The sequence below is a fragment of the bacterium SCSIO 12741 genome, from assembly GCA_024398055.1.
Classification (GTDB): domain Bacteria; phylum Bacteroidota; class Bacteroidia; order Flavobacteriales_G; family Salibacteraceae; genus SCSIO-12741.
Genome location: CP073749.1, coordinates 1,018,059 through 1,043,735, shown reverse-complemented (window position 1 = coordinate 1,043,735; position 25,677 = coordinate 1,018,059). Strand labels below are relative to the sequence as shown.

Below are 25,677 nucleotides of genomic sequence, written 5' to 3'. Positions count from 1 at the left end.
CGCGCTAAGTTATGCTGCCCTTAAGGTCCTTCTACAAGCAATGATCCAACCGAGAAGAAGCATTATTGCCGCAATGCCGGCTACGTGTCTAAGTCTTGGGAATACGGGTTTTTCGTTCGTTACAAATGGAATGACCAGTTTAACCGGTTTCATCACTCTAAGTTCTTGTTCCAAACCAATTTTTTCGGAATGCAAAGCCCGAGCTTCCTGGTGAACGGTAACCGGGTTAATCGGTTCTCCATAGATCAAACCAGAGCCTTTACCTTGAATTTCGAGACTCTTTTCGACCACTTTCTTCAAGCTATCCATTTGAGAAAGTTGAGAGTTTAGGTTGTCAAGTTTGGAGATGATGATCTGTTTTCTTTTGTTGAAATCCTCTGAAGCCAGTGGTAGGTCGTTCAAATAATTAAGAATACTGGTTTCGAATAAGCTCATATCGGTGTTGTTATAGGCTTCCAAAACCACGAAGAAATCCTGGCCTTCCTGAACAGTGTCACCCACCTCAACTTCTTCTCCGAGCATGTCCAAGTAGGTGATGGAATACAAATCTTCCACCTTATCTTCTTCCAAATTTAAAAGGGTAGCCAAACTTTGGTAGGACTCATCATCGATCAACTCGTTCATCATTTGGACCGCATTAAAACAAGTGTGGTTCGAAATATCAGAGATACGGATCAAAGCTCTGGTCTGGTAAATCTTATCAACCGAAAAGTAAAGGATAGCTCCAAGGATCAATCCAATTACAGAGAAGACAGAAATCAATCGCCATTCATTTATGGCGCTGTCAGTCAGGAGCTTAAAAAATCGGCTAATAGCGTTGGCGCGATTTAGAAACCAGGCAATTAGCGGCTCAAAATCTACTTCCTGATCCTTGGGCGTATTTCTATTTTCGTTTTCCATATTGATACTCATGGTAGGGTGAAAGAATGGCTCTTTATTTGGCGGCAAAAGTAATCATTCGTTTCTTAACCTTCGTTAGTTTTTCTTCCTGTCCTATTGTTACGATTTTAGCGGTAAATAGTGGGGTTCGGTGCAACTTGGATTCGAATTCAGGATGAATGGATGGTAAAATCGAGGAAAGGATTTGGATGCATTTTTAGGGAGAGGCTAAGATGAGATATTGGATGGTGATCGACCATTGGATTTTTCATGGCTGAATGCCTCATTCAACTTGTTTTAGTGACCCGTAGTCCTGCTTTTTCGATTCAAAAAAAGAGTGAGATTATGGTTTAATTAGTGCTACATTTGCAGCCAAATTGATGACCAATATGATAGCCGTCGTAGCACCGTGCTTTAATGAACAGCTAACCATTACCACCTTCCTCGAGCGTTTGGAGTCTGTTTTAAGTCAGCAGAATGAGGAATTTATCGTGGTTATCGTAGACGACTGTTCCCAGGATAATTCTTTTGAACTTTTGTCAAACTACAAGTTCAAAGCAGCTAATGTTAGCTACAGTCCCATTCGGCTTACCTTTAATATGGGCCACCAAGGGGCAATCTATAATGGCCTGCTTCATGCCCACGACCTAAATTGTACATCTTCCATTATCATGGATTCTGATGGAGAGGATGATCCGGGGGCAATTCCACTTTTGCTTGCGCAAAAGGATAAGGAAATTGTGGTAGTAGGTCGAGGTAAAAGATCGGAAGGTTTTGTTTTCCGCTTTTCGTACATCATCTACAAGTTGATTTTTAAGTTGATCACCAACCAAACCATCAAGTTTGGTAACTACTGCTTGATTCAGCGAAATATTATGGAGCGCATTAAGCATACCTCTTTCATTCACTTGCCGGCCTACTTGCTTAAGCAAAAGGCTTCAAAAGGTGAAGTGATTTATAACCGGAGCAAAAGAATTGATGGGAAATCCAAATTGGGTTATAAGGGTTTGTTGATGCATGCTTTTAAATCCATGATTGAATTTGGGGAAGATCTTCTGATGTTGTTTTTGAAGATGTTTGCCTTTATCATGGTCATATTTGTGGTTGTCCTGGGCAATATCATTTATCAAAAATTTGTGGCCCATACGGCCATCCTTGGATGGTTTAGTACCTTGGCCTTGGGATTGCTAACCTTAGCCACCCTTTGCATTGGATTCTTTATCATAGGATTACTCTTGCTTAACCTGATCCATCAACAAAACAACAAAAGCCTTGTTAACTACAAGGAGTTTATCCGCAACAAGTAAATCATGGCGCAAATTCTGAATGTAATTAAGACGCAATGGGCATTGCTGTTCATCATTGCCCTTGCTACTTTTTTAAGGTTCTTTCATATCGATTTTCAAAGCCTGTGGTTGGATGAGTTACATACCATGGTTGAAGCTGATCCCTCCGAACCCTGGTCGGTTTTGTTTCACCATTTAAACTGTTGCGATCAGCATCCTCCGCTGCACTTTGTAGCTGAAAGGCTTTCCTTTCAAATTTTTGGGCACACAGCATTGGTAGCACGAGCCGTTTCTGCCATTGCCGGGATATTGACGGTATATGTGATGTTTCGTCTCGGTCGTGAATTGAAAAGCGATCGCCTGGGTTTGATTATGGCCCTGTTTACTGCTATTAACTACTATGCCATCTTTTATTCCCAAGAAGCCCGAGGTTACATTTTTGCCTTGCTTTTTGCGGCTTGGTCCATGTTATACCTTATTCGGTTAATCAAATCACCAAATCGAAAAAATGCGATCTACTACGCCTTAACCGCTTTGGGCCTTTTGTATAGCCATTACTTTAGTTTGTTTGTGGCCGTTGCACAGGCTGTTATTGCTGTGATTTTCCTACTGGACGAACCCAAGGAATCCCGGAAGAATCTGTTTATTCATCTTTGTGTTGCAGGTGGAGCCATTGCCGCAGGTTACTTGCCGTGGCTGCCATTTTTGCTGTCCATGTCAAAGATTGAATCCTTTTGGATTGCCCCTCCATCAGACGATTTTTTCCAAACCTATTTCCTGAATTATTTCGGTGACTCCAAATTACTGCTGCTTCCCTTGTTGGTGTTGCTCATTTCCTATGTGGTGCATGTCGTGATCAAGAATCAAAAAAGCAGTAACGAACCATTGAAAAATGAACCGGCTAACCTATTACTGGTGGTAGGCTTGGTCTGGATCGTAGTTTCGTTTATGATTCCATATTGGAGATCCTTGATGGTGGTTCCTATGCTTTTCCCACGGTATACCATTATTGTGCTCCCAGTTATTATTGCCTTCTTAGGCTACGGAGTAATTGCCTTGAAACAGCGTGTGATTCAGGCCGTTTTAGTGATTCTTGTGGTGATGTTCTCTTTTAGCGATCTGTTGTTGGTCAAGCATTATTACACAGCTCCAAGCAAAACTCAGTTTAGAGAAATGAATGCCTACCTGGCTGAGAACAACGAGGAGAATTACCCAATGATCAACGAACGCACAGAATTTCAGAATCAATACTTCATGAAGTTGTACAACATTCAATCTGAAGTATTGAGCGGTGGTAAAGTGGATCAGATAAACCGGATTCTGGAGTCTTCCGAATTGAAGGGATTCTGGGTTTTTAGAGCCCATGGTGATGAAGAAATTCCAGCCGACGTAAGGACAAGGTTATTGGATCAATATGCAGTTGCTAAACAACAGGAATTCTTCTTAGGCTCTTTGGAGCTTTTTGTCTTGAAATCGGAGTTTATGTACTTGGAAATAACTCACGACAAGGGCTTCGTGGAAGGTAAAGGTTCAGTCCTCAGTGATAATGGAGTTCGGGCTATTTGGGATAACAGTGATATAGAAAGTCTTCCATTCTCGCTTGAAAAAGGCAAATACACCATTGTTGTTTATGCCAATGGTACGCCTGCTCAGGGTGAGTTTCCACACCTTATTCTCAAGGTGGATGGAAAACAAGTAGGAGATTTTTTCGTCAAGGAGCAGATGGCTGATTATTCGTTTGAGTTTGAATACAATCCAGAGCAAGCAGCGGATGTAACCTTGACCCTGGAGATGGATAATGACTTTTACTCAGAAGGGGAAGGCGATAAAAACGCTTTTGTTGAACGGGTTATTTTTAGGAGGTAACCAGTTTCCCAATTCGCTTTATCTGAGATTCAATTTTCCAATTCGATTTTTTGCAAACTCATGGAGTTTATAAAGACATTTCTGTCTTCATGGGTAACTTGATCGGAACTATCATTAAGTAGTTCAAACTGGAAGACACTAACCGAGTCCGTTATCTCAATATTCTTTTCGAATAACTTAAAATCCGATGTGCAGGTAATGGATTGTACTTGGCTGTTGTTCAACTTTACCGCTACTTCAGAGAATACATTTCCAAGCGAAGTGCCTTTGCAGGCCACCGTGCATTTATAATGCCCAGGTTCAATTTTTAAGGCTTTCGTCTCGACAAAGCCATCCCAAATCGCAACCAATTTTTCCTCATCAATGGAAATGACATTATACTCATGGAAAGAGGTGTGGTTAAGTCTAATTTGATTTTCGCTTTCGGATTTTATGACGGTAACGCCATAGTTCTTAAAAGAAAATTGATCCATTATTCGGCGGCTGTATTCCAGCTTGGAATGGATCTCCTCAGAATTGGCCAGTTGATCCAAATTATAAAGTAAAACAGAGTTGTTGGGCAGGCCCAATGTTCGACTTTCTACTTCTTGAAAGGTAAGGTTCCAATTCAACGGAATGATTGTTTTGGGTTTTAACTGCCCGGTTTTTTCGTAATATCTAACCGTATTTATAGGAGTGGTGACAAATAGAGATACGCTGTCAGGTAAATTATTGACGTATTCCATGGAAGGTTTAAACTCTCGATACCACTGTGGAAATTCATGGTAGGACTTGATGCTGAATTGGTAGGCTGAAATCAAAACAACAATCCAGAATAAGGAGATATGAATTCGTTTGCCCAGAATATTTGCCCATTGATAGCAACCAATAGCTACAATCAAGATAAAGGGAGGGATAAGATCCAGAATTAGCCTTCGGTAAAATGGATAGATGTGAAAGGAAGAGAGGATTAAGTGGATTACAATCGGAAGAACAACCAGGCCATAAATAGCTCTGTTTTTACTCTTAATAGCGTACCCGACAAACCCTACGATAAAGGCTATAATGACCCAATAAAAGCCATATAGTGGAGAGATATTAAGAAGGAGGTCGAAAAAGACTTGCTTGTATTGGATTTGAATAAAGGACAGAAATTCAGCACTAAAAGGATTAATCGGCATGAAGGCTGAGTCCCAAAAATTCATCATCTCCGAACTTTTTCGATGCGGATTATTTGCGATAAAGAACAAATAATTGAATAGGAGAACGGCAACCCATGAGGCGAAAACAGCGAACTGCTTTTTATCTATCTTTTTGTCCCTTATCCACTGAGTCAAGGTATATGCTCCGATGCAAATCAGAATGATAACTGACGTAAAGGACATAAACAGGGCGATGGAACCGGCGATTAGAAGCCATAGGTTTCGGTATTTGGCAACTAAGCGATGGTCACTAATCGTGATATAGACCAAAGCCAGGTAGGCGGCTAAATCAACGGCATAAGGTTTCAATTCAGAAGCGAAGTAGCCCGGAGTTAGGCAAACAGCAAACAGAAAGAAGGCGAGTAAGCTAATTCGTCTGTTACCGGTGATTTTTAAGCTTATGAAATAGAAAAGTGGGAAGGTGAGAACGGATGACATAAAGGGGACACTTCTCAAAGCCATTTCGCCATAACCAAAAATGGATGTCATGATTTTGGTAGCCAGCATAAACAGCACCGGGGCGATTTGAAGGTGGTCAAGCGGTTCGGTTAATTCCCAAAATGATCGATCCAATAGATTTAAGGCCAAATGAGCCTCATCCTCCCAAAGGCTCCTACCCATTAAGTAATGGTATAGTCGGGATCCGAGGCCAATGGCCAGAATAGCATAAAACAACAAAGAGTGGATGAGTTTTGGACTTGCATCCTTAGGTTGGTTTTCCTCTTTTTGACTTTTCATTTTATCCTTACTGATTCTTGGATGATTCTTTTAAAATCAGTTTTTAATAGAATGCGATTATCTGAATGGAGGGACGTCTTTCTCCAAACATTCGTTTTGCTTTGATCGCCATCCAAAGATAAGAACCAAATAATACCCCGATAGGGCCTTAGGTGGTGCATCTTTTGGTGTATGAAGGGAATGAAATGCCGCCGTTTGACTTTTGATTAAATCTTTATTTCGGCGGCAAAATCTCAAGGCCTGTTAACGGCTAAAAAGATTGTACTTCAGTATGCAGTAGATAGCTCTGAATCCATCTTTCCATCCAATTTTCTTTCCTTCCTCATAAGTTCGACCGTAATAAGAAATTCCAACTTCGTAAATCCGGATTTTAGGAATTCTCGAAATCTTAGCAGTCACCTCAGGTTCAAACCCAAATCGATTTTCATTCAATTTGATGGACTGAAGGATTTTGGTATCAAACAATTTGTAGCAGGTTTCCATATCCGTTAGGTTCAAGTTCGTGAACATGTTGGAAAGGAAGGTGAGAAATTTATTTCCGATGGTGTGCCAAAAGAACAGAATGCGGTGAGGGTTTGCTCCCTGAAATCGAGAACCATAAACCACGTCTGCATTTCCATTTAACACTGGTTTAAGTAGGTCGTTATATTCTTCTGGGTCGTATTCAAGGTCAGCATCCTGAATAATTAGGTATTCTCCAGTGGCGTGCTCAATTCCAGTATGGAGTGCAGCACCCTTACCCTTATTCACCTCATGACGCAAGGTGCGAATATTCATTTCCGGATGATCATTTTTGTAAGCCTGAAGGGTTTCATAGGTACCATCTTTTGAACAATCGTCCACAATGATGATTTCTTTTTCGATTCCTTCAACAATTTTTACCTCCCCCACTTTATTCAAAATTAAGTGGATGGTAGCAGCTTCGTTGTAAGCTGGTATAATGATCGAAAGCTTTTGAAAATGATTTTGTGATGGTTCTTGAGTCATATTGTTAAAACTTTAGCGAATGCTGAGTAACAAAACTTTATTCTTTCAATTGATTTTTTCGTTTTGGTTCTAATGGTAAGGGTTGCCAAAAACGCCGCGAAGTTAGCATTAAAAACAACATTATTTATGCTGTTCGTGAATTGTTTTGGCTTCTTGGTAAGTATCCGATTACCAGAGTGCTAAGTCTATTTTGGCTTGTGAATTTTCACCACCTGATAATTCCATAATCCCTGGCGCAAGGTTTTGTATTGCCAGTAGCCGGATTGGTAATGCTTGCGGGCAAATCTACTCGCTGATGGATGAAACAGGTTGTACAACTCTGAAGGGATTGCCCCCAGGATGGCTCCATGGTACATTCGCTTGGCTGAGCGCAGTATGTGCGGAGTGTAATCTTTCATGATCACGTTTTCGAATCCCACGTCGTAGCACAGCTTTTCGAATTCATCCTTACGCACCAAATTGGGTATGGCCCAAAAGCCCAGCCATTTGTTAATGGGAGATGCTTCTTTGGTCGTTAAATCTCGATTGGGAAGGAAGTAATCGATAACGATCAACTTTCCACCTGGTTTTAACAGACGGTAGGCCTCTGCCAAGAAATCTTTCTTATGATCACTGTGGCACATACTTTCTACGGCATAAACTCCATCAAAACTATAATCCGGATATCCTGTAGCAAGGTAGTTCCGTTCTTCCAGAATTACTCGATTGCCGAGTTCCTGGGTTTCTGGGAGGTTGTTCGCAAATTCGATCAACTTGCTTCCCAGGGCAATTCCGGTTACCTGGCAATGAAAATGCTTGGCCAAAAATCGGGCGGTTCCCCCTACGCCGCATCCGGCGTCCAGCAAACGATGTTCTGGGCGAGGGTCCAGTAACTCGGCCACCTTTCGATTGGAGTTTTGCAAGGACTCAGCAAAACTTCGGGTGTCAGGATACCAGATTCCATAATGAATGGCTTGCTGTTGACGGAGCTTCCAATGTCGCTTGTAGTGCACCAGCGTTTGGTTGTAGTAGTCCGATATGTTTTGAGCCGGATTCATCCTGAACGCAAGGTTAGGCAAATTTGTGTTTTACCATGCCGAATACATGGAATAGGCTCATTTTCATTTATTTGGACTAATTTTTAGGCCAAGAATTAACCGGAATGGACGAGCAAAGAAGAGATTTTATCAAAAAGGTTGCTTTGGGTGGGCCGGCCCTGGCGACTATGGGAACGACCTTGGCTGTACAGAGTTGTGCAGCGGAAAATGTGCCCGAAGGTCAAAATGCCATGGCTGCAACACCTCTCCAGGTTAGAAAGCCAGTGGTTATCTCGACCTGGAAATTTGGCTTTCCGGCCAACGAAAAGGCCTGGGAAATACTCACTGAGGGTGGTCGAGCCTTGGATGCGGTGGAGCAGGGAGTTCGAGTGCCGGAGGATGACCCCAATGTGGCTACGGTCGGATATGGCGGGTACCCTGATCGAGATGGGTTTGTGACCCTCGATTCCTGTATCATGGATGAATTGGGGAATTGTGGATCGGTTGCCTATTTGCAGCACATCAAAAATCCTATATCTGTAGCCCGTAAGGTGATGGAAGAAACGCCCCACATTATGTTGGTGGGAGATGGTGCTTTGCAATTTGCGCTGGATCAAGGATTTGAAAAGATGGATTTGTCTACCGAACATTCTAAAAATCGATGGGAAGAGTGGAAAAAGGAAAAGAATTATGAGCCGGTAATCAATATCGAAAACCACGATACCATCGGAATGTTGGCTTTGGATGAAAACGGAGACTTGTCTGGAGCTTGTACCACAAGCGGACTGGCCTGGAAGATGCACGGCCGCGTTGGAGATTCACCTATTATTGGGGCCGGTCTATTTGTAGATAATGAAGTAGGAGCGGCTACGGCCACAGGAAAAGGGGAGGCTGTGATCAAAATTGCAGGAACCCATTTGATTGTGGAATTGATGCGACAAGGGAAAAGTCCCCAAGAAGCTTGTGAAGAGGCCATTCAAAGAATCATCAAAAAACAGCCCGACCATAAGGACTTTCAGGTGGGCTTTTTGGCGCTCAACAAGCAAGGCCAATATGGCGCCTATTCGATTCAAGACGGGTTTGCCTACAATGTTTTCTACGATGAAGAAAAGATCCATACCAAGTCGCCTTCAGCGTTAAAAAAGAAGTGAGAGCACGATGAATATTGAATATTGAATTCTGAATCCTGAAGGTTGATAGGGCTCGGAATTCAAAATTCAGAATTCAAAATTAACTTTGTCTCATGCCAAGATCCAAGGAAGCTTTTGAGGAGATAAGACTCGCCACCCGAAGTCGAATTTTGGAGCAAAGCATGAAGCTATTTGCGGATTACGGATTTAAGCATACCTCCATCAACCGAATTGCCGATGCCTGCGGCATAGCGAAAGGTACGGTTTACCACCACTTTAAGACCAAAGAAGACATCCTTCTGGCCATTATTCAGAATTATGTGGAGCAGATGATTGATGGAATTAATCAGATTCCAGTAACCCATGGAGCTGCCCAAATCCTTCATGAAAGGGTTAAGAACATCATTCGTATGGTCAAAGAAAACCCTGAAGTGCATCGACTTTTTACGGCTGTCATACAACAAATTCATAACCACCCGGCTGTGATTCCTTATCTTGAGAAGATGAAGGAAGTGATGCTGGTGGACTACATTGATTTGTTTCGCCAGATGAACTTTGAAGATCCTGAAATGGAGCTTATGTATTTTGATGCGGTGCTGGATGGGGCAATCTTCAAATTTCTTCTATTGGGAGAGGAATATCCTTTGGATCAGGTTATTGCAGAATTAATGAAGCGGTATTGATTTTTTAACCGGACCACTGGTCAGTTAAAAAAATCTGCTTTACATTTGATAAATAAAATCCTTACCATGAAATCTTTGATGATTTTCCTTTCACTCCTTTTGGGTATTGGACAGCCACTTGTAGCACAAGAACTTTCAGCACGAGATATTGTAGACAAAGCCAATCAATTGACCCTTGGCAATTCGGCGAAAAGTGAAATGGAAATGACCATTCAACGCCCTTCCTGGAACCGAACGATTACTATGAAATCCTGGAGTTTGGGAACGGAATACTCCATGATTTACATCACCGGGCCTGCTCGCGATAAAGGGCAAGTTTTTCTAAAGCGACAAACAGAAATGTGGAACTGGATGCCTACCGTTTCGCGAATGATCAAAATTCCAAGCTCCATGATGGGGCAAAGCTGGATGGGCTCTGATTTTACCAACGATGATCTGGTTCGGATGAACTCTAAGGTGGAAGATTATACCCACAAACTTCTCGGTGAAGAAAACATCGGTGGTTATGATTGCTACAAGGTGGAATTGATTCCAAAGGAAGATGCCGCCGTAGTTTGGGGGAAGCTAATCATGTGGATTGCCAAAGATGAGTTCTACACGATGAAGCAGGAGAATTACGACGAAGACATGGAACTGGTCAATACCATGATTGGATCGGACATTCGCCAGATGGGAGATCGAAAATTACCTGCACGCATGGAATTGGTTCCAGCAGATAAAAAGAATCAGAAGACCATAATTGTGGTGAAGTGGCAGGAATTTGGAATTGATATTCAAGAAGGCTTCTTCTCTCAGCAGAACATGAAAAAGGTGCGGTAGTGAAAACCTACTTCATATTGGCTTGGCGCAACTTGTGGCGTAATCGGCGACGAACGTTGATTACGGTGTCGAGCATTTGTTTCGCCCTGTTTTTTGGCCTCATGATGAAATCGGTGGTCAAAGGGATGTACGATCGCATCGATGATCAAATGATTCGTAACACTACGGGTTATGTTCAACTCCAGCATCCAGCTTATTGGGACGATAAGAACATTGATAATTCCATGGCCTGGGATGAGGATTTTAAATCCCTGGTTCAATCCACTCCTGGGGTGGAAGCGATGGCTCCTAAGCTTGATTATTTTGCCTTGGTTTCAACGGGTAATATCACCAAAGGAACCGCGGTCATTGGAACACTTCCTGAAATGGAAAAGCAGCTGTCGGGCATGCACACCAAGGTGGTGGAGGGGACTTACTTTTCTGAAGCTAATCAAGGAACGATGGTGGCGGTGGACTTGGCGAAATACCTCAAGCTTTCGATTGGTGATACGCTGGTACTGTTCGGTCAGGGCTACCATGGAATCACTGCTGCAGGAAAGTACTGGGTGCAGGGAATTGTAGATTTTAATGTTCCGTTGATGAATACCTCCATGTTGTTCATCCACCTGGAAGATGCCCAACACCTTTTCGGAGCAGAAGGCCGATTGACCCATGTGTCCCTCATGGTGGAGAGTCCTGAATACATGATCCCGGTCCAAAGCCAATTGAACCAGCAGCTAGATTCAACCCAAGCTATTGCCAAAAATTGGAAGGAACTTAACCCGGAATATGTCCAATCACAAGGCACAAAAAATGTTTCAACGGGAATTATGATTGGCGTTCTTTACCTGATCGTAGGTTTTGGCATTTTCGGAACCTTGTTTATGATGACCCTGGAACGGCGCAGGGAATTTTCAGTGATGATCTCCATCGGAATGAAGCGCAGTAAGCTCGCCATCGTGGTTTTTATTGAAAGCGTTTTACTTGGAATTATAGGCGTGTTGAGTGGATTGGGGATAAGCCTTCCGGTCTTGTTTTACCTCAATGCGAATCCTATCGAGTTAACCGGTGATATGGCCGCCATGTATCGCCAGTATAACATTGAGCCAACGTTCATATTCTCCACAGAGCCCGTTTTTATCTTTAACCAGCTGATGATCATCTTTTGTATTTGCGTCCTTCTGGCCGTGGTTCCCATTATCAGCGTTCATCGGCTCAATTTTGTTAATGCACTAAGAGGAAGATGATACTTGCAAGATTGGCCTGGAGAAACTTATGGCGCAACCGTCGCCGAACTTTGATCACGATATCGAGCATTGCCTTTGCCGTGGTTATCGCCGTGGTGATGCGCGGATTTCAGCTCGGTACCTATGATTCCATGATTGAAGGTACGCTGCGTACTTCAAGTGGACATGTCCAAATTCAGCACAAAGACTTTTTTGATGATGCCAGTATAGAGCACATTTTCGACTACACGCCAGAACTTCAAAAGTTAACTGCGGTAAATCCAGCTATTCAAAATCAATTTCCGCGGTTCGAAAATTTTGCCTTGGCGTCTTTCGAGTCCCACACCAAGGGCGTGCCTGTGGTAGGTATGAAGCCCGAACTTGAGGTTGATGCTCTGGCTATTCAAGATAAGCTGACCCAGGGAGAATATTTAGAACCGGGTGAAGACGGACTTCTAATTTCCGAAGATTTAGCTCGATTTCTGCAAGTAGCTTTGGGTGATAGTATGGTTCTGTTTGGTCAGGGCTATCATGGGGTGACGGCTGTTGGTAAATATCCGATCAAAGGGATTTATGATTTCAATTATTCAGGGCAGGGGGGAGGTCCTGTATTTCTTAATCTGGAACAAGCTCAGGATTTATACGGTGCCTACGGTATGCTCTCTTCCCTGAGCCTAATTCTGAATAACAAGGAGGAGTCAGAAGAGCTTCAAAAAGAACTTTTGACCGAATTTGAAGGTTCTCCAATTACCGCCTTGACCTGGAAAAAACTAAACGAGAATTTACTTCAAAGTATCGAGTTGGATAGCGTTTCGGGGCTCATTATGATTGGGGTTCTCTACCTCGTCATTGGCTTTGGAATTTTTGGAACGCTACTTATGATGGCGGCAGAACGTAGAAGGGAGTTCTCAGTTATGAATTCCATGGGTATGCAACGCAGGCATATTGTTCAGCTGGTGGCCATTGAAACGCTTTGGTTGGCCCTTATTTCGGTCATCGTTGGGGTACTGATTTCATTGCCCATAAATGCCTATTTCTGGTATAATCCCATTGAGTTTTCCGGCGAAACAGCCGAAATGTTTTCCGAATACAACGTGGAGCCCGTTATGAGGATGTCGATGGAGTTGGGTTATCTGATCGATCAGGCCTTGGTTGTGTTTCTTTTGAGCACAGTCTCGCTTATAGCACCGTTGAGCCTGATCTTAAATTTAAATATCGTAAACGCACTTAGAGGGAGGTAATATGCTACTAAAAATCGCCTGGAGAAATGTGTGGAGAAATAAATCCAGAAGTGCCGTGGTCATTTTGGCTATTGCCATTGGAATATTCGCTGCTATATTTTTCGCTGCCTTTATGACCGGAATGGTCAACCAGCAAATCGATCGGAATATTCGTTTAGAAACGTCTCATTTGCAGCTTTGCGCCAAGGATTTTCCACTGAACGAAGATCTCGGCTTGTACCTTGAAAATTCATCCCAAATAGTGGCCGATCTGAAGAGCCGAAGCGGGGTGCAAAGTGTCACTTCTCGAATCGTTTCCAATGGAATGGCGTCTACGGCCAACAAAGCCTTGGGCGTTCGAATTATGGGCGTTGATCCTGATCAAGAAAAGCAAACTACCAGGCTGTGGGCCGAAGTTGATACCGGTACCTATTTTGAAGGCAAGAGCAGAACCGCCCCCATATTAATCAGCCAAAAGCAAGCTGAAGAGTTAAAGGTTCGCCTCAAGTCTAAGATTGTACTCGATCTGCCAGATAGAACCGGGAATGTATCACGGGGGCTGTTTCGGGTTGTTGGTATTTATAAGACGGGAAATGGATTGTTTGATGGATCATCAATTTTCGTCAAAAAAGAAGATTTAAGGCCATTGCTCAATTTCCCGGAAGATGGTGCTCATGAAATAGCGGTAATGCTTCAGGATGACCGAATTCTTGAGGAGTTTCACAAGCAGGTAACGGAAGATTACCCCAATGCCGAAGTAAGAGATTGGGGAGAACTGCAGCCCAGCGTAAAAATGTATTCTGGCTTCATCGACCAGTTCAACTTCATCTTATTGGCCATCATTCTAATCGCCCTCATTTTTGGTATTATCAATACTATGCTCATGGTCATTATGGAGCGTACGCACGAAATCGGGATGTTGAGGTCCATTGGAATGAGTAAGCCCAGGGTAGCTGGAATGATTATCCTGGAGACCATGTTCTTGTCCTTGGTTGGGGGAATAGCCGGTTGCTTAATTTCCATAGTCGTAATTGGATATTTAGGGAATTCAGGAATTGACCTTACCGCTTATATGGGAGCTATGGAAGACTTAGGTTTTTCTCCCATTATTTATCCCGAGGTGGAGTTCGTGTTCTACTTCCAGATAACCATTATGGTGAGCATCACCGCCATCATTGCCGCTTGGTTTCCAGCGCGTAGAGCCATTAAATTAAACCCCGCTACCGCCATACGGGAAATGTGATTAACGAAAGAGATTAAAAAAGGAATTATGAGCGTCATAAAAATTTCTGATTTGCAGAAAACCTATAACGAAACTACCGTTCCGGTTCATGCCGTTAATGGAATTGATGTGGAATTTGAGGAGGGCGAATTCACGGCTTTGGTCGGTCCTTCCGGATGCGGTAAAACGACTTTTCTTAACATGCTGGGAGGTTTGGAACAAGCCAGTAGCGGCCACGTTCAAATTGCGGGTACCAATATTTCTACGCTCACACCGTCGCAGCTAACTGAGTTTAGGTTAAACCATATCGGCTTCGTGTTCCAGGCCTATAATCTGATCCCAGTGCTCAATGCCAAGGAAAACATCGAGTTTATCATGCAGTTACAAGGAGCCAATCTAAAGGAGAGCGAAGCCAGGGTAGACGAGTTAATCAAAGAGTTGGGAATTCTGGACCAAAAGTATAAGCGACCAAGTGAAATGTCGGGTGGTCAGCAACAGCGGGTAGCTGTGGCTCGGGCTTTGGCTTCTAAGCCTAAATTCGTTTTGGCTGATGAACCAACGGCCAACTTGGATAGCCGATCTACCGAAGCTTTATTGGACTTGATGAAAAAGCTAAACGAAAAAGAAAATACCACCTTCATATTTGCCACCCACGACGAACGGGTTATGCGTAAAGCCAGACGTATCGTGCACATGGAGGATGGAAAGATCATTCGAGACGAGCGTAAAGACGGATAATGAAAAAGCGTTATCTCTTGCTTTTAGCCCTGGCCACCTTGCTTGTTCTACCCCGTTTTTCGGTAGCACAGGAAGCCGCTGATTCAACCAAGAAGAAAAGTCAGCTTCTTCAAAATATGCAGTTCAATGGCTATGTCAAATACCTGAACACGCTGTTTGTCCCTCCCACAAGTTCAGGGCAATGGCAAGGAGACAACCTACTTCACAACCGCTTAAACTACAAGTGGTTTATCAACAATAGCCTGACTTTTGAGACCGCCATGCGGAATCGCTTTTTTTGGGGAGAGCTCCACAAGGCCAATTATACCCTTGTCCCTGATTATTACCAGCTCATGGATTCCGATCCCTCCTTTTTTGATTTAACCTGGATCTGGGCCAGCGATACGAGCTACATGATGCACAGTACCTTCGATCGACTCAACCTGTTCTATTCTTATAAAAACTGGGAAGTTATATTGGGAAGGCAGCGGATTAACTGGGGGACAGGATTGGTGTGGAATCCAAACGATGTTTTCAATGCCTACAGCTTTTTTGATTTCGATTACGAGGAGCGGCCGGGAACGGATGCGGCCTTAATTCGATATTTCACCGGACCCTCTTCCAGCATGGAGGTGGTTTACGCTCTTTCCGATAGCATTGAGAGTAGCAGTGTTGCCGGGCTTTATAAATTTAATAAGAAGGGCTACGATCTTCAGTTTTTTGCGGGCTGGCAGCGTAGTTATTGGATTAGTGGTTTAGGCTGGTCAGGTGAAATAAAGGGAGCAGGCTTTAGAGGCGAAGCCACCTATTTTTATCCCGCTTATCAATACCTTTCTTTTAATCCTCAGTTAGTGGCCTCCGTGGATTTGGATTATACCTTCAAAAACTCACTCTACATTCATGGTGCCTACTTGTATAATAGCGAAGGATTGGACGCCAAATCTGGAGATTACCAGGCCTTTTTTCTAAATCGGGAATTGTCGGCTCAGACGTTGAGCCCAGCTATGCACAACGTTTTTGGCGAAGTGTCCTACCAGTTGATGCCCATGTTACGAGGTTCTATCTTTTCCATTCTCAACCCATCTGACGGCTCTCTGTTTTTTGGCCCCATGGTCTCTTACACGGTGGCAGATAACTTTGAAATTCTGCTGAATGGCCAAATATTCGCTGGTGATCAGAATACTGCTTATGGCGGTTACGGTTCCATTTATTACCTCCGATTCAAGCTGAATTTTTAATTCACGGTCATCTATCTGAATTAACTGAGTTACATTTAGCCGATTTTTTGAAAGTAACTCAATTGGATTTATGAAGACGAAGTACATCGATCTGGTAGAGAATACCTTTGATTTTCCCCAGAAAGAGTTTCAATTAGATGATGATCAGTTGGTTTTCCACGGCATTCCACTCATGGATTTGATCAAACAGTATGGCACTCCACTCAAGTTTACTTACTTGCCGAAAATCTCTGAAAATATTAACCAGGCTAAGATCTGGTTTAATGTGTCCATGGCGAAGCATCAATACGAAGGCCGGTATTTTTATTGCTACTGTACCAAGAGCAATCATTTTAGACACGTTCTCGAAGAGGTGCTGAATAATGACGTTCATCTGGAAACTTCTTCAGCGTTTGATATCAATTTGATTGAAAGTCTATATGAGGCAGGTAAAGTAAGTAAGTTACATTATGTGTTGTGCAATGGATATAAGATGCCTGAATATGCTGAAGGAATCGCCAGATTGATTCGATTGGGATTCAAAAATGTAATTCCGATACTGGATAATATCCGTGAATTGGATCAACTTGATCGTGAAATTGACCAGCCTTTCGAGGTCGGTATCCGGATTGCTTCTGAGGAAGAACCTAAGTTTGAGTTTTACACCTCTCGTCTTGGAATTCGCTACAAAGACATTGAACGTTTGTACCTGGAAGAGATTAAGCCCAATCCTAAAGTGAAGCTGAAAATGCTTCATTTTTTCATTAATACTGGGATAAAGGACTCGGCCTACTACTGGAACGAGCTTTCCAAATGTCTGGATGTTTATGTGAAGCTAAAAAAGAACTGTCCGGAGCTAACCGCTTTAAATATTGGCGGTGGGTTTCCGATCAAAACTTCCTTGAATTTTCAGTATGACTACCAATACATTATCGATGAAATTATTGGTCATGTGAAGTTTACCTGCGACCGTGCTGGTATTCCCGTACCTGATATATTTACCGAGTTTGGCTCCTTTACAGTTGGGGAGGCCGGTGGAGCCATTTACGAAGTGGTTCACCAAAAAAGGCAAAACGACCGGGAAAACTGGAACATGATCAATAGTTCCTTTATGACCACTCTTCCGGATACCTGGGCCATTAATAGTCGTTTTCTCATGCTACCAGTCAATCGGTGGAAGGATGAATACGAGCGGGTACTTTTAGGAGGGCTTTCTTGCGACAGCGATGATTACTATAACTCCGAGCAGCATGTAAATGCGATTTACTTACCGAGGTATGAGGAAGAAAATCCCTTGTACATAGGTTTTTTCGGAACCGGAGCGTATCAGGAATCTGTAGGTGGGTTTGGAGGAGTTCAGCATTGTCTGATTCCCTCTCCAAGACAAATAATCATTGAGCGATTAGAGGATGGAAAGGCCCATTTCAAGCTGTTTTCCAAAGAACAGAGTTATAAAAGTATGTTGAAACCCCTTGGATATTAACTTTGAACCGGGTGACTATAGTCCGGCTGAAAATCAGCCAGACTATAGTTTAGCTTGATGAGTCGCTTGTGCAGGATCAGGGAAGAAGGGGTAAACGACCCACCCGGTTTTTGGTAGTTGCTTGAGGTAACCGATTCTTACCCTTGCCAGATCGGAATCGATTACGTTCATAGAACTACTTCAAAGGTATTGGCTTTCGCCGTTTTATTGACGGTGGAAATCCGGAGAAATTCGACCGTTTTCCCACATCCGAGGAGATGGGGTAATATGCATTTATTGATTTTATTGCCTTGATATTCATTAGTTTAAGTGGTGAAGTGATACCTAATTTACGAAAATTAATTCTAAAAGGTTTCATTTTTTAGTTCAAATAGCCTAAAATTTTTGATAAAGACTAAAAAGACCATAGGAAATGGCATATATCACCAATCCTGTGGATGATCTTGTTCCTGTTTTACGATAGAGTTGTTTTCGGATGTTTTCAATGCTTCTTTCCGAGATTTTAAGCTCTTCTGAAATTCCCTTATTTGTTTTTTCCTGGCAGATCAGTTGCAGTACTTCAATCTCGAGTGGCTTGAATTCAGGAGACAGTGAATAATCCCGAGATCTCGATACTTGATTGGATACATGACTGGCCAAAACCTTGGATACCCGTTTGGTAAAATATTTTTCTCCAGAACTTACGGTTAAGATAGCTCGGTGAAGATCTTCCGATGAAATCTTCTTATTCAAATAGGAATCGGCGCCGGCACTGACCAATTCAATGATGTTTTCGGGAGAATCGTACATAGACACCACAATGACTCCGATCTGCGGGTATTTGGCCTTTATAGCCTGCGTGGTTTGATAACCATCCAGATCTTCCATCTTTAAATCGGATATGACCAGATCAGGTAGATCGCTATTCGACTCCAGAAACTTGAGCAAAGGGTTTCCTCCGGCGGCATGAAATATGACTTCCATTCCCTCAAAGGCATGAATAATCCGACACAGTCCCTCACGGAATAGCCGATGATCGTCCACCACTGCAATGGTGAGCGTGTCCTCCTTGTTTAGCATAATGTTGATTGCCTACTCGACGCAAGTCTAAAATAGACCACTCTCTTATAAAACACCAGACTATTTACCCAGTGCCCAGATTTTCTACCCCTGTGGCTCTATTGAACCACTAATTTTTTGCGGAAGAAATACCCGTTTTGATCCGAACCTTCTACCAGGTAGAGCCCGGCTGGAAGATCGCTGATATCAATTTTTTCGGAGGTAGAAGAAAGGTCTATGGTCTTGGACCATTTTCCATCCACTGCCGTTAAATTTAAGGTTGCAATGGATTTCCCACTGTTGTTTCGGAATTCGAAATAGCCTTGTGCAGGTTGAGGAAACAAGGTTATTTGATCATCCAAATTGTATTCGCCAACGGAACCTGGATTGCCACCACCTCCAGAACCGAGTTCGGTGTAGATCAACTTAAACTCCATATCGGTATGGTATATTCCTGAAGCAGAGGCCCAAGCGGTACCGGGTTGATAACGGTCTCTCCAGCCATTGGAGTTGTAGTCGTAGCGAACACTTTGAGTAACCACCAGGCCATTGTTGTACTCACCGGCCAATACATTGGGCACTTCATCTCTAAATTCGTAAACCAGGAAAGCGTTTACGCGATTGGTGGCCAGTGGGTCGATGTACACATCTATGGTGTCATCGATGCCGTCTTGATGACCGGGAAAGAAAGATATGGTTGAGGCAAACAATCCCGTATCGAAGGGAAGGTTTACATCGAAGGCCAATCGACGTTGTCCGGCAAACATGGCCGTATCCTTATTGTCTAATAAATAGGTGATTTCATAAGATGGGTCTGAGCCTTTTCTTATCTGGTAGTCATAATCAACGTTCGCATAGGAGGCACCACTTTGCCATCCTGGATCATGTCGGGAGCGAATTTTGGTACGGTCATAAAACTGAATACGCAAGGTGTCAGGTGCCTGATCATTCCACCGGAAATAACGGTAGAAATAGGCTACTGAATCTACGGTGTAGCGAGAGGTGTCATTCAGGTTAACCAAATCCAGTTTGAAGTAGATCGACTTAGGATCAAAAACTTCACCAAAAGAGTGTTTCCAGACTGCTCCATAACCAGAGCTAAACTCCACTTGCACAGTAGAATCCGGATAGAGGTAATTTCTAAAATAGCTGCGTGAGCCTCCTTGGTTGTAGATAGCTCGACCATAGTTTAGCCATACTTCTTGAGTATCTCCAGCTGCTTGCATACCATGTACTGCAGGTAGCGGTAATTGGGAGGAAGGAATAGCTTCCTGGTTTTCACCGTAGTTAACGAGAGGAGAAAAATCTGATTGCTGGGCGTTAGCGGATAACCCGGTAAAAATTAAGGCGGTTAGGGTAAAAATAGAGAATAGCAAGTTCTTCATAGTAAGCTGTTTACGGTATTAAGAGCTTAAATGTAAACAATAATTTCGAGGAGTGTTTGACCGCTTATCAATTGGTTGAATTCGTAAAAAAAATGAAATGAAGCTTGTCGTCAAACTCTTTCATCGTAATATTGCAATAAATAATTATTACGATGGGTTTAACGAAATCAGAAAACTTCTCGGTTACACAAAACGACCTGGCTGAGTTATTCAAAGCCTTGGGACATCCCGCAAGAGTGGCGATTCTCGAGCATTTGATTCAGTCCAATACCTGTATTACCGGCGATATTGTAGAGCACCTGCCATTGTCTCAGGCCACCGTGTCACAGCATCTCAAAGCGCTCAAAAATACGGGGTTGATTAAAGGAACGATTGAAGGTACGAGTGTTTGCTACTGCATCGATGAAGTTGCCTGGGCTGAGGCCAAGTCCAAGCTGGGAGGCTTTTTCGATCAATTCGATCCCCATTCAACCTGTTGTTAAATAGAAATAGTGATGAAAAATCCAAGTATGCACGTTAGCTTGTATTCGGCTAACATCGATAATACGGTAGCGTTTTACACCAAATTTTTTGGACAAGGTCCAGCCAAGGTAAAAAGTGGTTATGTCAAGTTTGAGTTAGAGGAACCTTCATTGGTTATTTCCTTTGCAGAGAATGCGGACCGGGTATCCCCCAATTTTGGACACCTGGGCATTCGTATCGATTCGGCGGAGGAACTTCAATCCAGAATGGAAGCCATTCAGGCGCTCGGATTGGAAACCAGAGAAGAAATGGGCACCAATTGTTGTTATGCCCGCCAGGATAAGTTTTGGGTTAAAGACCCGGATGGGCACCCTTGGGAAGTGTATCAGCTGCACGAGGATGTGGAGTATAACGATCCTCATTATGCAGATGAGAATGCACCGGAAGCCGAGGCTTGCTGTTCTCCAGCGATGGTAACCGAACCAAAACAAAAAATTCAATTGGCGGAGATTACCGCTGACGGCCCTTCTTGTGCTCCAGGATCTGGATGCTGCTAAGCGAATGAAACTATCAGGATTGACGGCCAGAATTCTGGCCGAAGGAATTGGAACCTATGGCCTCGTCTTTTTCGGGGCTGGTTCCATTGTTATGAATGAGGCGTATGCCGGAGTGCTTGGTCACCTTGGCATCGCCCTTGTTTTTGGAGCCATTGTGTTGGCTATGATCTATGCTTTTGGTGAATCCAGTGGGGCGCATATTAACCCAGCGGTGACCATCGCTTTCTCCCTTTCTGGTCGATTTCCGTGGAAAGAGGTACCTCTTTATGTTATAGCCCAAAGTATTGGAGCTGTTTTGGCCGCCTGGAGTTTACACCTGTTTTTTCCTGACAGCCAATACCTTGGAGGGACCTATCCCAGCTTGTCGCCTATGGCGGCTATGCTCATGGAATTTATCCTGACCTACTTTCTTATGTTGGTCATCATTATGGTTTCTACCGGATCCAAAGAAATTGGTACTCTGGCAGGAATTGCTATCAGTACCGTGGTGATGCTCGAAGCAGCTTTTGCTGGACCAATGACTGGAGCCAGCATGAATCCGGCGAGGTCTTTAGGTCCGGCATTGGTTTCTGGTCAATGGGCAGATCATTGGCTTTATTGGGTAGGTCCTATTGGTGGAGCTGCCTTTAGTATCCTCACCTGGAAAATGTTGAAACAGCAATCTCAAGAATAAACAAACATGTCAACTAAAAATGTGTTGGTACTCTGTACAGGAAATTCCTGCCGGAGTCAAATGGCTCAAGGGTACCTTAAATCCCTTGGACAAGGATGGTTTAATGCCTACAGTGCTGGAGTGGAAACCCATGGATTGAATCCCGATGCGGTGGCGGCCATGAAACGGGATGGAATTGATATCAGCGGACATACCTCTAATCATATTGATGAGTATGCCGATGTTGAGTTTAGTGCGGTCATTACGGTTTGTGATAATGCCAAAGAACGCTGCCCTTACTTTCCCACTCAAGCCAAAAAGCTTCACCACAATTTTTCCGATCCATCCAAATATGAAGGTTCTCCGGAAGACAAAATCAAAGAATTTGATCGTGTTCGTGGTGAAATTAAGGCCTATTGCCAGAATTTTGTGGAAGAATGGAAACAAGAAAACACTCAAGGGTAATTCTGCTCTCCGGTGCGGGGAGTGGAATCGGTAGGGCTACGGCTCTGTTGCTGGATAAAAATGGGTTCAGCTTATCCTTAACTTCTCGCAACCAGCAAAAACTGGATGCCCTGCAATCTGAATTGACAGGAGATCATTTGTATGTAGCTGCTGACGTTCGCAACGAAAGCGAGGTAGCTCATTGGATGAATCAAACGGTGGAGAAATGGGGCAAGATGGATGCCCTCGTCACCAATGCCGGTTTGGGATATTTCGATCCTGTAGAGGAGGGTAAGTTGGCTGAATGGCATACCATGGTGGATGTAAACATCAAGGGGCTCCTCAATTGTATTTACCATGCCTTGCCACACTTAAAAAAGTCGGAAGGTGCTCAACTGATTCAATTGGGATCTGTTGCTTCCCATCAGGTATTCCCAAATTCGGGAGTTTATTGCGCCACCAAACATGCCGTTTTGGCCATCAGTCAATCCATTCATTTGGAAATGGCCAAGGATATCCGAGTCACCACGATTTCACCCGGTGCTGTCGCAACTCCTTTTATCGAACAATCTACCAATGATGGATTGGTAAACGAAATGCGCGACTATTTTGCCGCAGGGTTGAAACCCGAAGATGTTGCAAATCAGATCTTGCATGCCTTAGAACAGCCCGAAGACGTTACCTTAAGCGAGATAATTGTTCGACCCAAAAGGTGACTCGAAATAAATTTTTAGACTAATCTAAAAATTCAAACTTATCCTTACCTTTGTGCCTTCGGTATGAAAGCTAATTGGTATTGGATATATATTGGGGCCCTAATCTTATTTGGGCCTCTTTCACTTTTTTCCCAGGTGACCTTTAAAGGGGAAGTTAAAGCAGGTAATGAGCCTCTTCCTTACGCCCAGGTTTCTGTTCAAGGCGGATCCACAGGTGCGGTGGCTAACCTTAACGGTTATTTCGAAATCAAAGATTTACCAGCTGGATGGTTGGTTTTTCAGATCCGAGCCATTGGATACAAGCCTTTTTCGGACAGTGTTGAGGTAAAAGATGGCCAGGTCTATTCCCAAAATTTCACCCTAAAACCAGATGTGTTTGGCTTGGAACAAGTGGTTGTTTCAGCTTCGAGAAACGAACAGAATCGGGCGCAAGCAGCCGTCCGGGTAGATGTAATTGGGCAACGACAATTGGAACAGGTCAACGCCTGGTCCGTTTCCGATGGGCTTAAATATTCCCCCGGATTGCGAATGGAAACCAATTGCCAGAATTGTGGTTTCTCCCAGGTTCGGATTAATGGATTGGCGGGTACATACAGCCAGATTCTGATTAACGGAAGACCTACCTTTTCGGCTCTTAATAGCATCTATGGATTGGAACAAATTCCCACCGACATGCTGGATCGGGTGGAGGTGATTAAGGGGGGAGGATCTGCTCTTTATGGCTCCAATGCCATCGGCGGTACCATCAATGTGATTACCAAAGAACCCGTGCGCAATAGTTATAGCATACACACGCAAGGCGCTGTCATGAATAGTAAGTCAGGAGCCTATAATCTGGGTTTCAATACCACCCGAATGACCAAGTCGTACAATGGAGGAATCAGTTTGTTTGGAAACTACCGCTCTCGGGAGGCTTATGACCGCGATGGAGATGGTTATTCCGAAATTCCCCGCTTGCAAAACTTGGGATTAGGTACAAGGGCCTTTCATCGCTTGGGCAAGCAAGCGAAACTTTCTTTGAATGTATATGGCCTTCAGGAATATCGCAGGGGAGGAAATTTACTGGATCTTGAACCCCACGAAACGGATATTGCTGAAGAATTGCAGTCAGAAGTTATTGGTGGTGAACTGGCCTTTGATTATTGGTCGAAGAACGGGAAGAACAAATGGAACGCCTTTGTAAGTGCCCAGAATACTAATATGGATAACTACTACGGTGGAGGTCAAGATCCCAATGGTTATGGAAAAACCACGGACTTTTCTTTCGTGAGTGGGTTGCAATATTCCAGAAAAAGCAAGGGGCCTTTTATCGGAAAAGGAGAATTGACCTCTGGACTCGAGTACAAGTGGGATGACATGGCGGATGAGAAACCTGGCTACAACTTATACATTGATCAAACGATTAGCACCCTGGGGCCTACTTGCAATACGATTGGAATGTAAACGGGTTGCTTAAAATCAAGGCAGGTGGTCGCTTGGATGCTTTCCAGCCTAACCAATACAACGCCAGTCCTATGATTAGTGCTCGCTATACCCTATCTCCCGGATTGGAGTTGCGTGGAAGCTATTCCCGAGGATTTCGAATTCCCCAGCTGTTTTCAGAAGAAGTACACACCGAGTTAGTATCTGGAGAAATTAGGGTCATTCGCTTGGCGGATAATTTGGATGCTGAACAGTCTGATTCCTATACCCTTTCGTTGGACTACGATAAAGAATGGTCCGGTGGACAAATTGAATTGGTGGCCGAAGGTTTTTATACTCGAATCCACAATCCTTTTGTGTTAGAAGATGCTTCTTCGGAGTATGATCAAAACGTATTGGAAAAACGAAATGGAGCAGGTGCCACGGTTCAGGGAATTAATCTGGAAGCCGCTATTACCAACGGTAGGTACTACACCCTTGAAGCCACATTTACCATCCTTCGGAGTCGTTATGATGAAGTGCTGAAATGGTCGGAAGAGGTGGGTGATGATCAGCTTACCCGCTCGTTTTTGAGAACGCCTGAGCGGTATGGAAGTTTAATGGCTGGCTTTAGCGGCTTGAAGAATACGGAAATTAATGCCTCCATGATTTATACAGGGCCTATGTGGGTTCAGCATTATGCAGGCTACATTGAAGCTGATCGATTGGAGCGCACACCCGATTTTGTGGAACTCAATCTGAAGGCGAGTCATACCTTTAAGTTGAAAAAGAACAAGCTGATCGTAAGCGCTGGAATCAACAACCTGTTGGATAGCTTCCAGGAGGATTTTGATCGCGGTCCGGATCGTGACGCTTCGTACATATACGGGCCACAGCAGCCAAGAACCTATTTTATAGGTCTACGACTTCACAATTAAATTACAAGGACAAGTAGGTATTCAGCGAATCTTCGGTCAGGGTTCCAATGGTCAATTCGTCGAAGAGTTTGACTGTGGAAGCTTTAAGGCTGGCGAATCGATGGTGAATGGGGCAGGGTTTTTCTTCCGAGCAGGCCGGTAGTCCTAAGAGGCAGGCCTTTGAAAAATCTTTACCATCCATAATCGAAATGATTTCACCCAATTTGACCTGAGCCGTATGAGGTTCTGCAGCAAATCCACCGTTAGGACCCTTCATCGATGAAATGACTCCATGGCGCACCAGTTGTTGGAGAATTTTTGCTGTAAAATGGGTAGGCGACTTTATGGCCTCAGCAATTTTCCGGATATCCACTCGATTTTCACCCGTTTGGGTTTCGCGTTGGATGTAGATTAAGGCTCGTATGGCGTATTGAGTGGTTTTGGACAGTAACATTC

The 25,677-nt window shown here is 43.6% G+C and carries 25 protein-coding genes; 18 read left to right on the top strand and 7 right to left on the bottom strand.

Annotation, left to right across the window (positions count from 1 at the left end; genetic code table 11):
* Positions 1 to 9 precede the first annotated feature (9 nt).
* Positions 10 to 912 carry a hypothetical protein gene (locus tag KFE98_04410; protein ID UTW63409.1) on the bottom strand — a complete coding sequence of 301 codons (903 nt, stop codon included), beginning with the start codon at positions 910 to 912 and terminating at the stop codon, positions 10 to 12.
* 356 nt (positions 913 to 1,268) lie between these two features.
* Between KFE98_04410 and KFE98_04405 the strand changes: the two genes are divergently transcribed.
* Together KFE98_04405 and KFE98_04400 are read left to right on the top strand one after the other, a co-directional pair.
* Complete coding sequence (locus KFE98_04405) at positions 1,269 to 2,186, top strand: glycosyltransferase (GenBank protein ID UTW63408.1); 918 nt, start codon at positions 1,269 to 1,271, stop codon at positions 2,184 to 2,186.
* A gap of 3 nt (positions 2,187 to 2,189) precedes the next feature.
* Positions 2,190 to 4,031 carry a glycosyltransferase family 39 protein gene (locus tag KFE98_04400; protein ID UTW63407.1) on the top strand — a complete coding sequence of 614 codons (1,842 nt, stop codon included), beginning with the start codon at positions 2,190 to 2,192 and terminating at the stop codon, positions 4,029 to 4,031.
* Positions 4,032 to 4,060: 29 nt separating this feature from the next.
* Here the strand turns inward: KFE98_04400 and KFE98_04395 are convergent, their stop codons facing one another.
* The 3 genes from KFE98_04395 to KFE98_04385 form a co-directional block, all read right to left on the bottom strand.
* Complete coding sequence (locus KFE98_04395; GenBank protein UTW63406.1) at positions 4,061 to 5,950, bottom strand: glycosyltransferase family 39 protein; 1,890 nt, start codon at positions 5,948 to 5,950, stop codon at positions 4,061 to 4,063.
* A 243-nt stretch (positions 5,951 to 6,193) separates the two neighbouring features.
* Positions 6,194 to 6,937: a glycosyltransferase family 2 protein gene (locus KFE98_04390; GenBank protein UTW63405.1), complete on the bottom strand. Its 744-nt coding sequence runs from the start codon at positions 6,935 to 6,937 to the stop codon at positions 6,194 to 6,196.
* A 185-nt stretch (positions 6,938 to 7,122) separates the two neighbouring features.
* Positions 7,123 to 7,974 carry a methyltransferase domain-containing protein gene (locus KFE98_04385; GenBank protein ID UTW63404.1) on the bottom strand — a complete coding sequence of 284 codons (852 nt, stop codon included), beginning with the start codon at positions 7,972 to 7,974 and terminating at the stop codon, positions 7,123 to 7,125.
* Positions 7,975 to 8,078: 104 nt separating this feature from the next.
* Here KFE98_04385 and KFE98_04380 point away from each other — a divergent pair, with 104 nt between their 5' ends.
* From KFE98_04380 to KFE98_04340, 9 genes are all read left to right on the top strand, one after another.
* On the top strand, positions 8,079 to 9,104 hold the full coding sequence (locus KFE98_04380) for a N(4)-(beta-N-acetylglucosaminyl)-L-asparaginase (protein ID UTW63403.1): 1,026 nt from the start codon (positions 8,079 to 8,081) through the stop codon (positions 9,102 to 9,104).
* Between the two features lie 92 nt (positions 9,105 to 9,196).
* A complete protein-coding gene (locus KFE98_04375; protein ID UTW63402.1) occupies positions 9,197 to 9,766 on the top strand; it encodes a TetR/AcrR family transcriptional regulator in 570 nt (189 codons plus the stop codon).
* Positions 9,767 to 9,832: 66 nt separating this feature from the next.
* A complete protein-coding gene (locus tag KFE98_04370; GenBank protein ID UTW63401.1) occupies positions 9,833 to 10,585 on the top strand; it encodes an outer membrane lipoprotein-sorting protein in 753 nt (250 codons plus the stop codon).
* Positions 10,585 to 11,811, top strand: coding sequence for an ABC transporter permease (locus tag KFE98_04365; protein UTW63400.1), 1,227 nt, complete (start codon positions 10,585 to 10,587; stop codon positions 11,809 to 11,811). The genes KFE98_04370 and KFE98_04365 overlap by 1 nt, the downstream gene beginning before the upstream one ends.
* Positions 11,808 to 13,031 carry an ABC transporter permease gene (locus KFE98_04360; GenBank protein ID UTW63399.1) on the top strand — a complete coding sequence of 408 codons (1,224 nt, stop codon included), beginning with the start codon at positions 11,808 to 11,810 and terminating at the stop codon, positions 13,029 to 13,031. Before KFE98_04365 ends, KFE98_04360 begins: the two co-directional genes overlap by 4 nt.
* A gap of 1 nt (position 13,032) precedes the next feature.
* Positions 13,033 to 14,253: an ABC transporter permease gene (locus KFE98_04355; protein ID UTW63398.1), complete on the top strand. Its 1,221-nt coding sequence runs from the start codon at positions 13,033 to 13,035 to the stop codon at positions 14,251 to 14,253.
* Positions 14,254 to 14,280: 27 nt separating this feature from the next.
* Entirely contained in the window at positions 14,281 to 14,970 is a 690-nt protein-coding gene (locus tag KFE98_04350; protein UTW63397.1) for an ABC transporter ATP-binding protein, read from the top strand.
* Positions 14,970 to 16,187, top strand: a complete 1,218-nt coding sequence (locus KFE98_04345) for a hypothetical protein (protein UTW63396.1) — start codon at positions 14,970 to 14,972, stop codon at positions 16,185 to 16,187. Before KFE98_04350 ends, KFE98_04345 begins: the two co-directional genes overlap by 1 nt.
* Before the next feature lie 70 nt (positions 16,188 to 16,257).
* Positions 16,258 to 17,649, top strand: a complete 1,392-nt coding sequence (locus KFE98_04340; protein ID UTW63395.1) for an arginine decarboxylase — start codon at positions 16,258 to 16,260, stop codon at positions 17,647 to 17,649.
* A 375-nt stretch (positions 17,650 to 18,024) separates the two neighbouring features.
* Here KFE98_04340 and KFE98_04335 read toward each other — a convergent pair whose 3' ends face one another.
* Both KFE98_04335 and KFE98_04330 read right to left on the bottom strand, forming a co-directional pair.
* Positions 18,025 to 18,708, bottom strand: coding sequence for a response regulator transcription factor (locus tag KFE98_04335; protein ID UTW63394.1), 684 nt, complete (start codon positions 18,706 to 18,708; stop codon positions 18,025 to 18,027).
* A 98-nt stretch (positions 18,709 to 18,806) separates the two neighbouring features.
* Positions 18,807 to 20,072, bottom strand: coding sequence for a T9SS type A sorting domain-containing protein (locus KFE98_04330; protein UTW63393.1), 1,266 nt, complete (start codon positions 20,070 to 20,072; stop codon positions 18,807 to 18,809).
* A gap of 152 nt (positions 20,073 to 20,224) precedes the next feature.
* Between KFE98_04330 and KFE98_04325 the strand changes: the two genes are divergently transcribed.
* The 7 genes from KFE98_04325 to KFE98_04295 all read left to right on the top strand — a co-directional run bounded on the left by KFE98_04325 (position 20,225) and on the right by KFE98_04295 (position 25,242).
* Positions 20,225 to 20,554, top strand: coding sequence for a winged helix-turn-helix transcriptional regulator (locus tag KFE98_04325; protein ID UTW63392.1), 330 nt, complete (start codon positions 20,225 to 20,227; stop codon positions 20,552 to 20,554).
* A 12-nt stretch (positions 20,555 to 20,566) separates the two neighbouring features.
* On the top strand, positions 20,567 to 21,091 hold the full coding sequence (locus KFE98_04320; protein UTW63391.1) for a VOC family protein: 525 nt from the start codon (positions 20,567 to 20,569) through the stop codon (positions 21,089 to 21,091).
* Between the two features lie 4 nt (positions 21,092 to 21,095).
* Positions 21,096 to 21,764: an MIP family channel protein gene (locus KFE98_04315; GenBank protein ID UTW64637.1), complete on the top strand. Its 669-nt coding sequence runs from the start codon at positions 21,096 to 21,098 to the stop codon at positions 21,762 to 21,764.
* A 6-nt stretch (positions 21,765 to 21,770) separates the two neighbouring features.
* Positions 21,771 to 22,208 (top strand): arsenate reductase ArsC, encoded by a 438-nt coding sequence (locus tag KFE98_04310; protein UTW63390.1) that lies wholly within the window; start codon positions 21,771 to 21,773, stop codon positions 22,206 to 22,208.
* Positions 22,181 to 22,903, top strand: coding sequence for an SDR family oxidoreductase (locus KFE98_04305; protein ID UTW63389.1), 723 nt, complete (start codon positions 22,181 to 22,183; stop codon positions 22,901 to 22,903). The genes KFE98_04310 and KFE98_04305 overlap by 28 nt, the downstream gene beginning before the upstream one ends.
* Before the next feature lie 63 nt (positions 22,904 to 22,966).
* Positions 22,967 to 24,346, top strand: a complete 1,380-nt coding sequence (locus KFE98_04300) for a TonB-dependent receptor (GenBank protein ID UTW63388.1) — start codon at positions 22,967 to 22,969, stop codon at positions 24,344 to 24,346.
* Positions 24,325 to 25,242: a TonB-dependent receptor gene (locus KFE98_04295; GenBank protein ID UTW63387.1), complete on the top strand. Its 918-nt coding sequence runs from the start codon at positions 24,325 to 24,327 to the stop codon at positions 25,240 to 25,242. The genes KFE98_04300 and KFE98_04295 overlap by 22 nt, the downstream gene beginning before the upstream one ends.
* A 1-nt stretch (position 25,243) precedes the next feature.
* Here the strand turns inward: KFE98_04295 and KFE98_04290 are convergent, their stop codons facing one another.
* Positions 25,244 to 25,675: an Rrf2 family transcriptional regulator gene (locus KFE98_04290; protein ID UTW63386.1), complete on the bottom strand. Its 432-nt coding sequence runs from the start codon at positions 25,673 to 25,675 to the stop codon at positions 25,244 to 25,246.
* Positions 25,676 to 25,677: the final 2 nt, after the last annotated feature.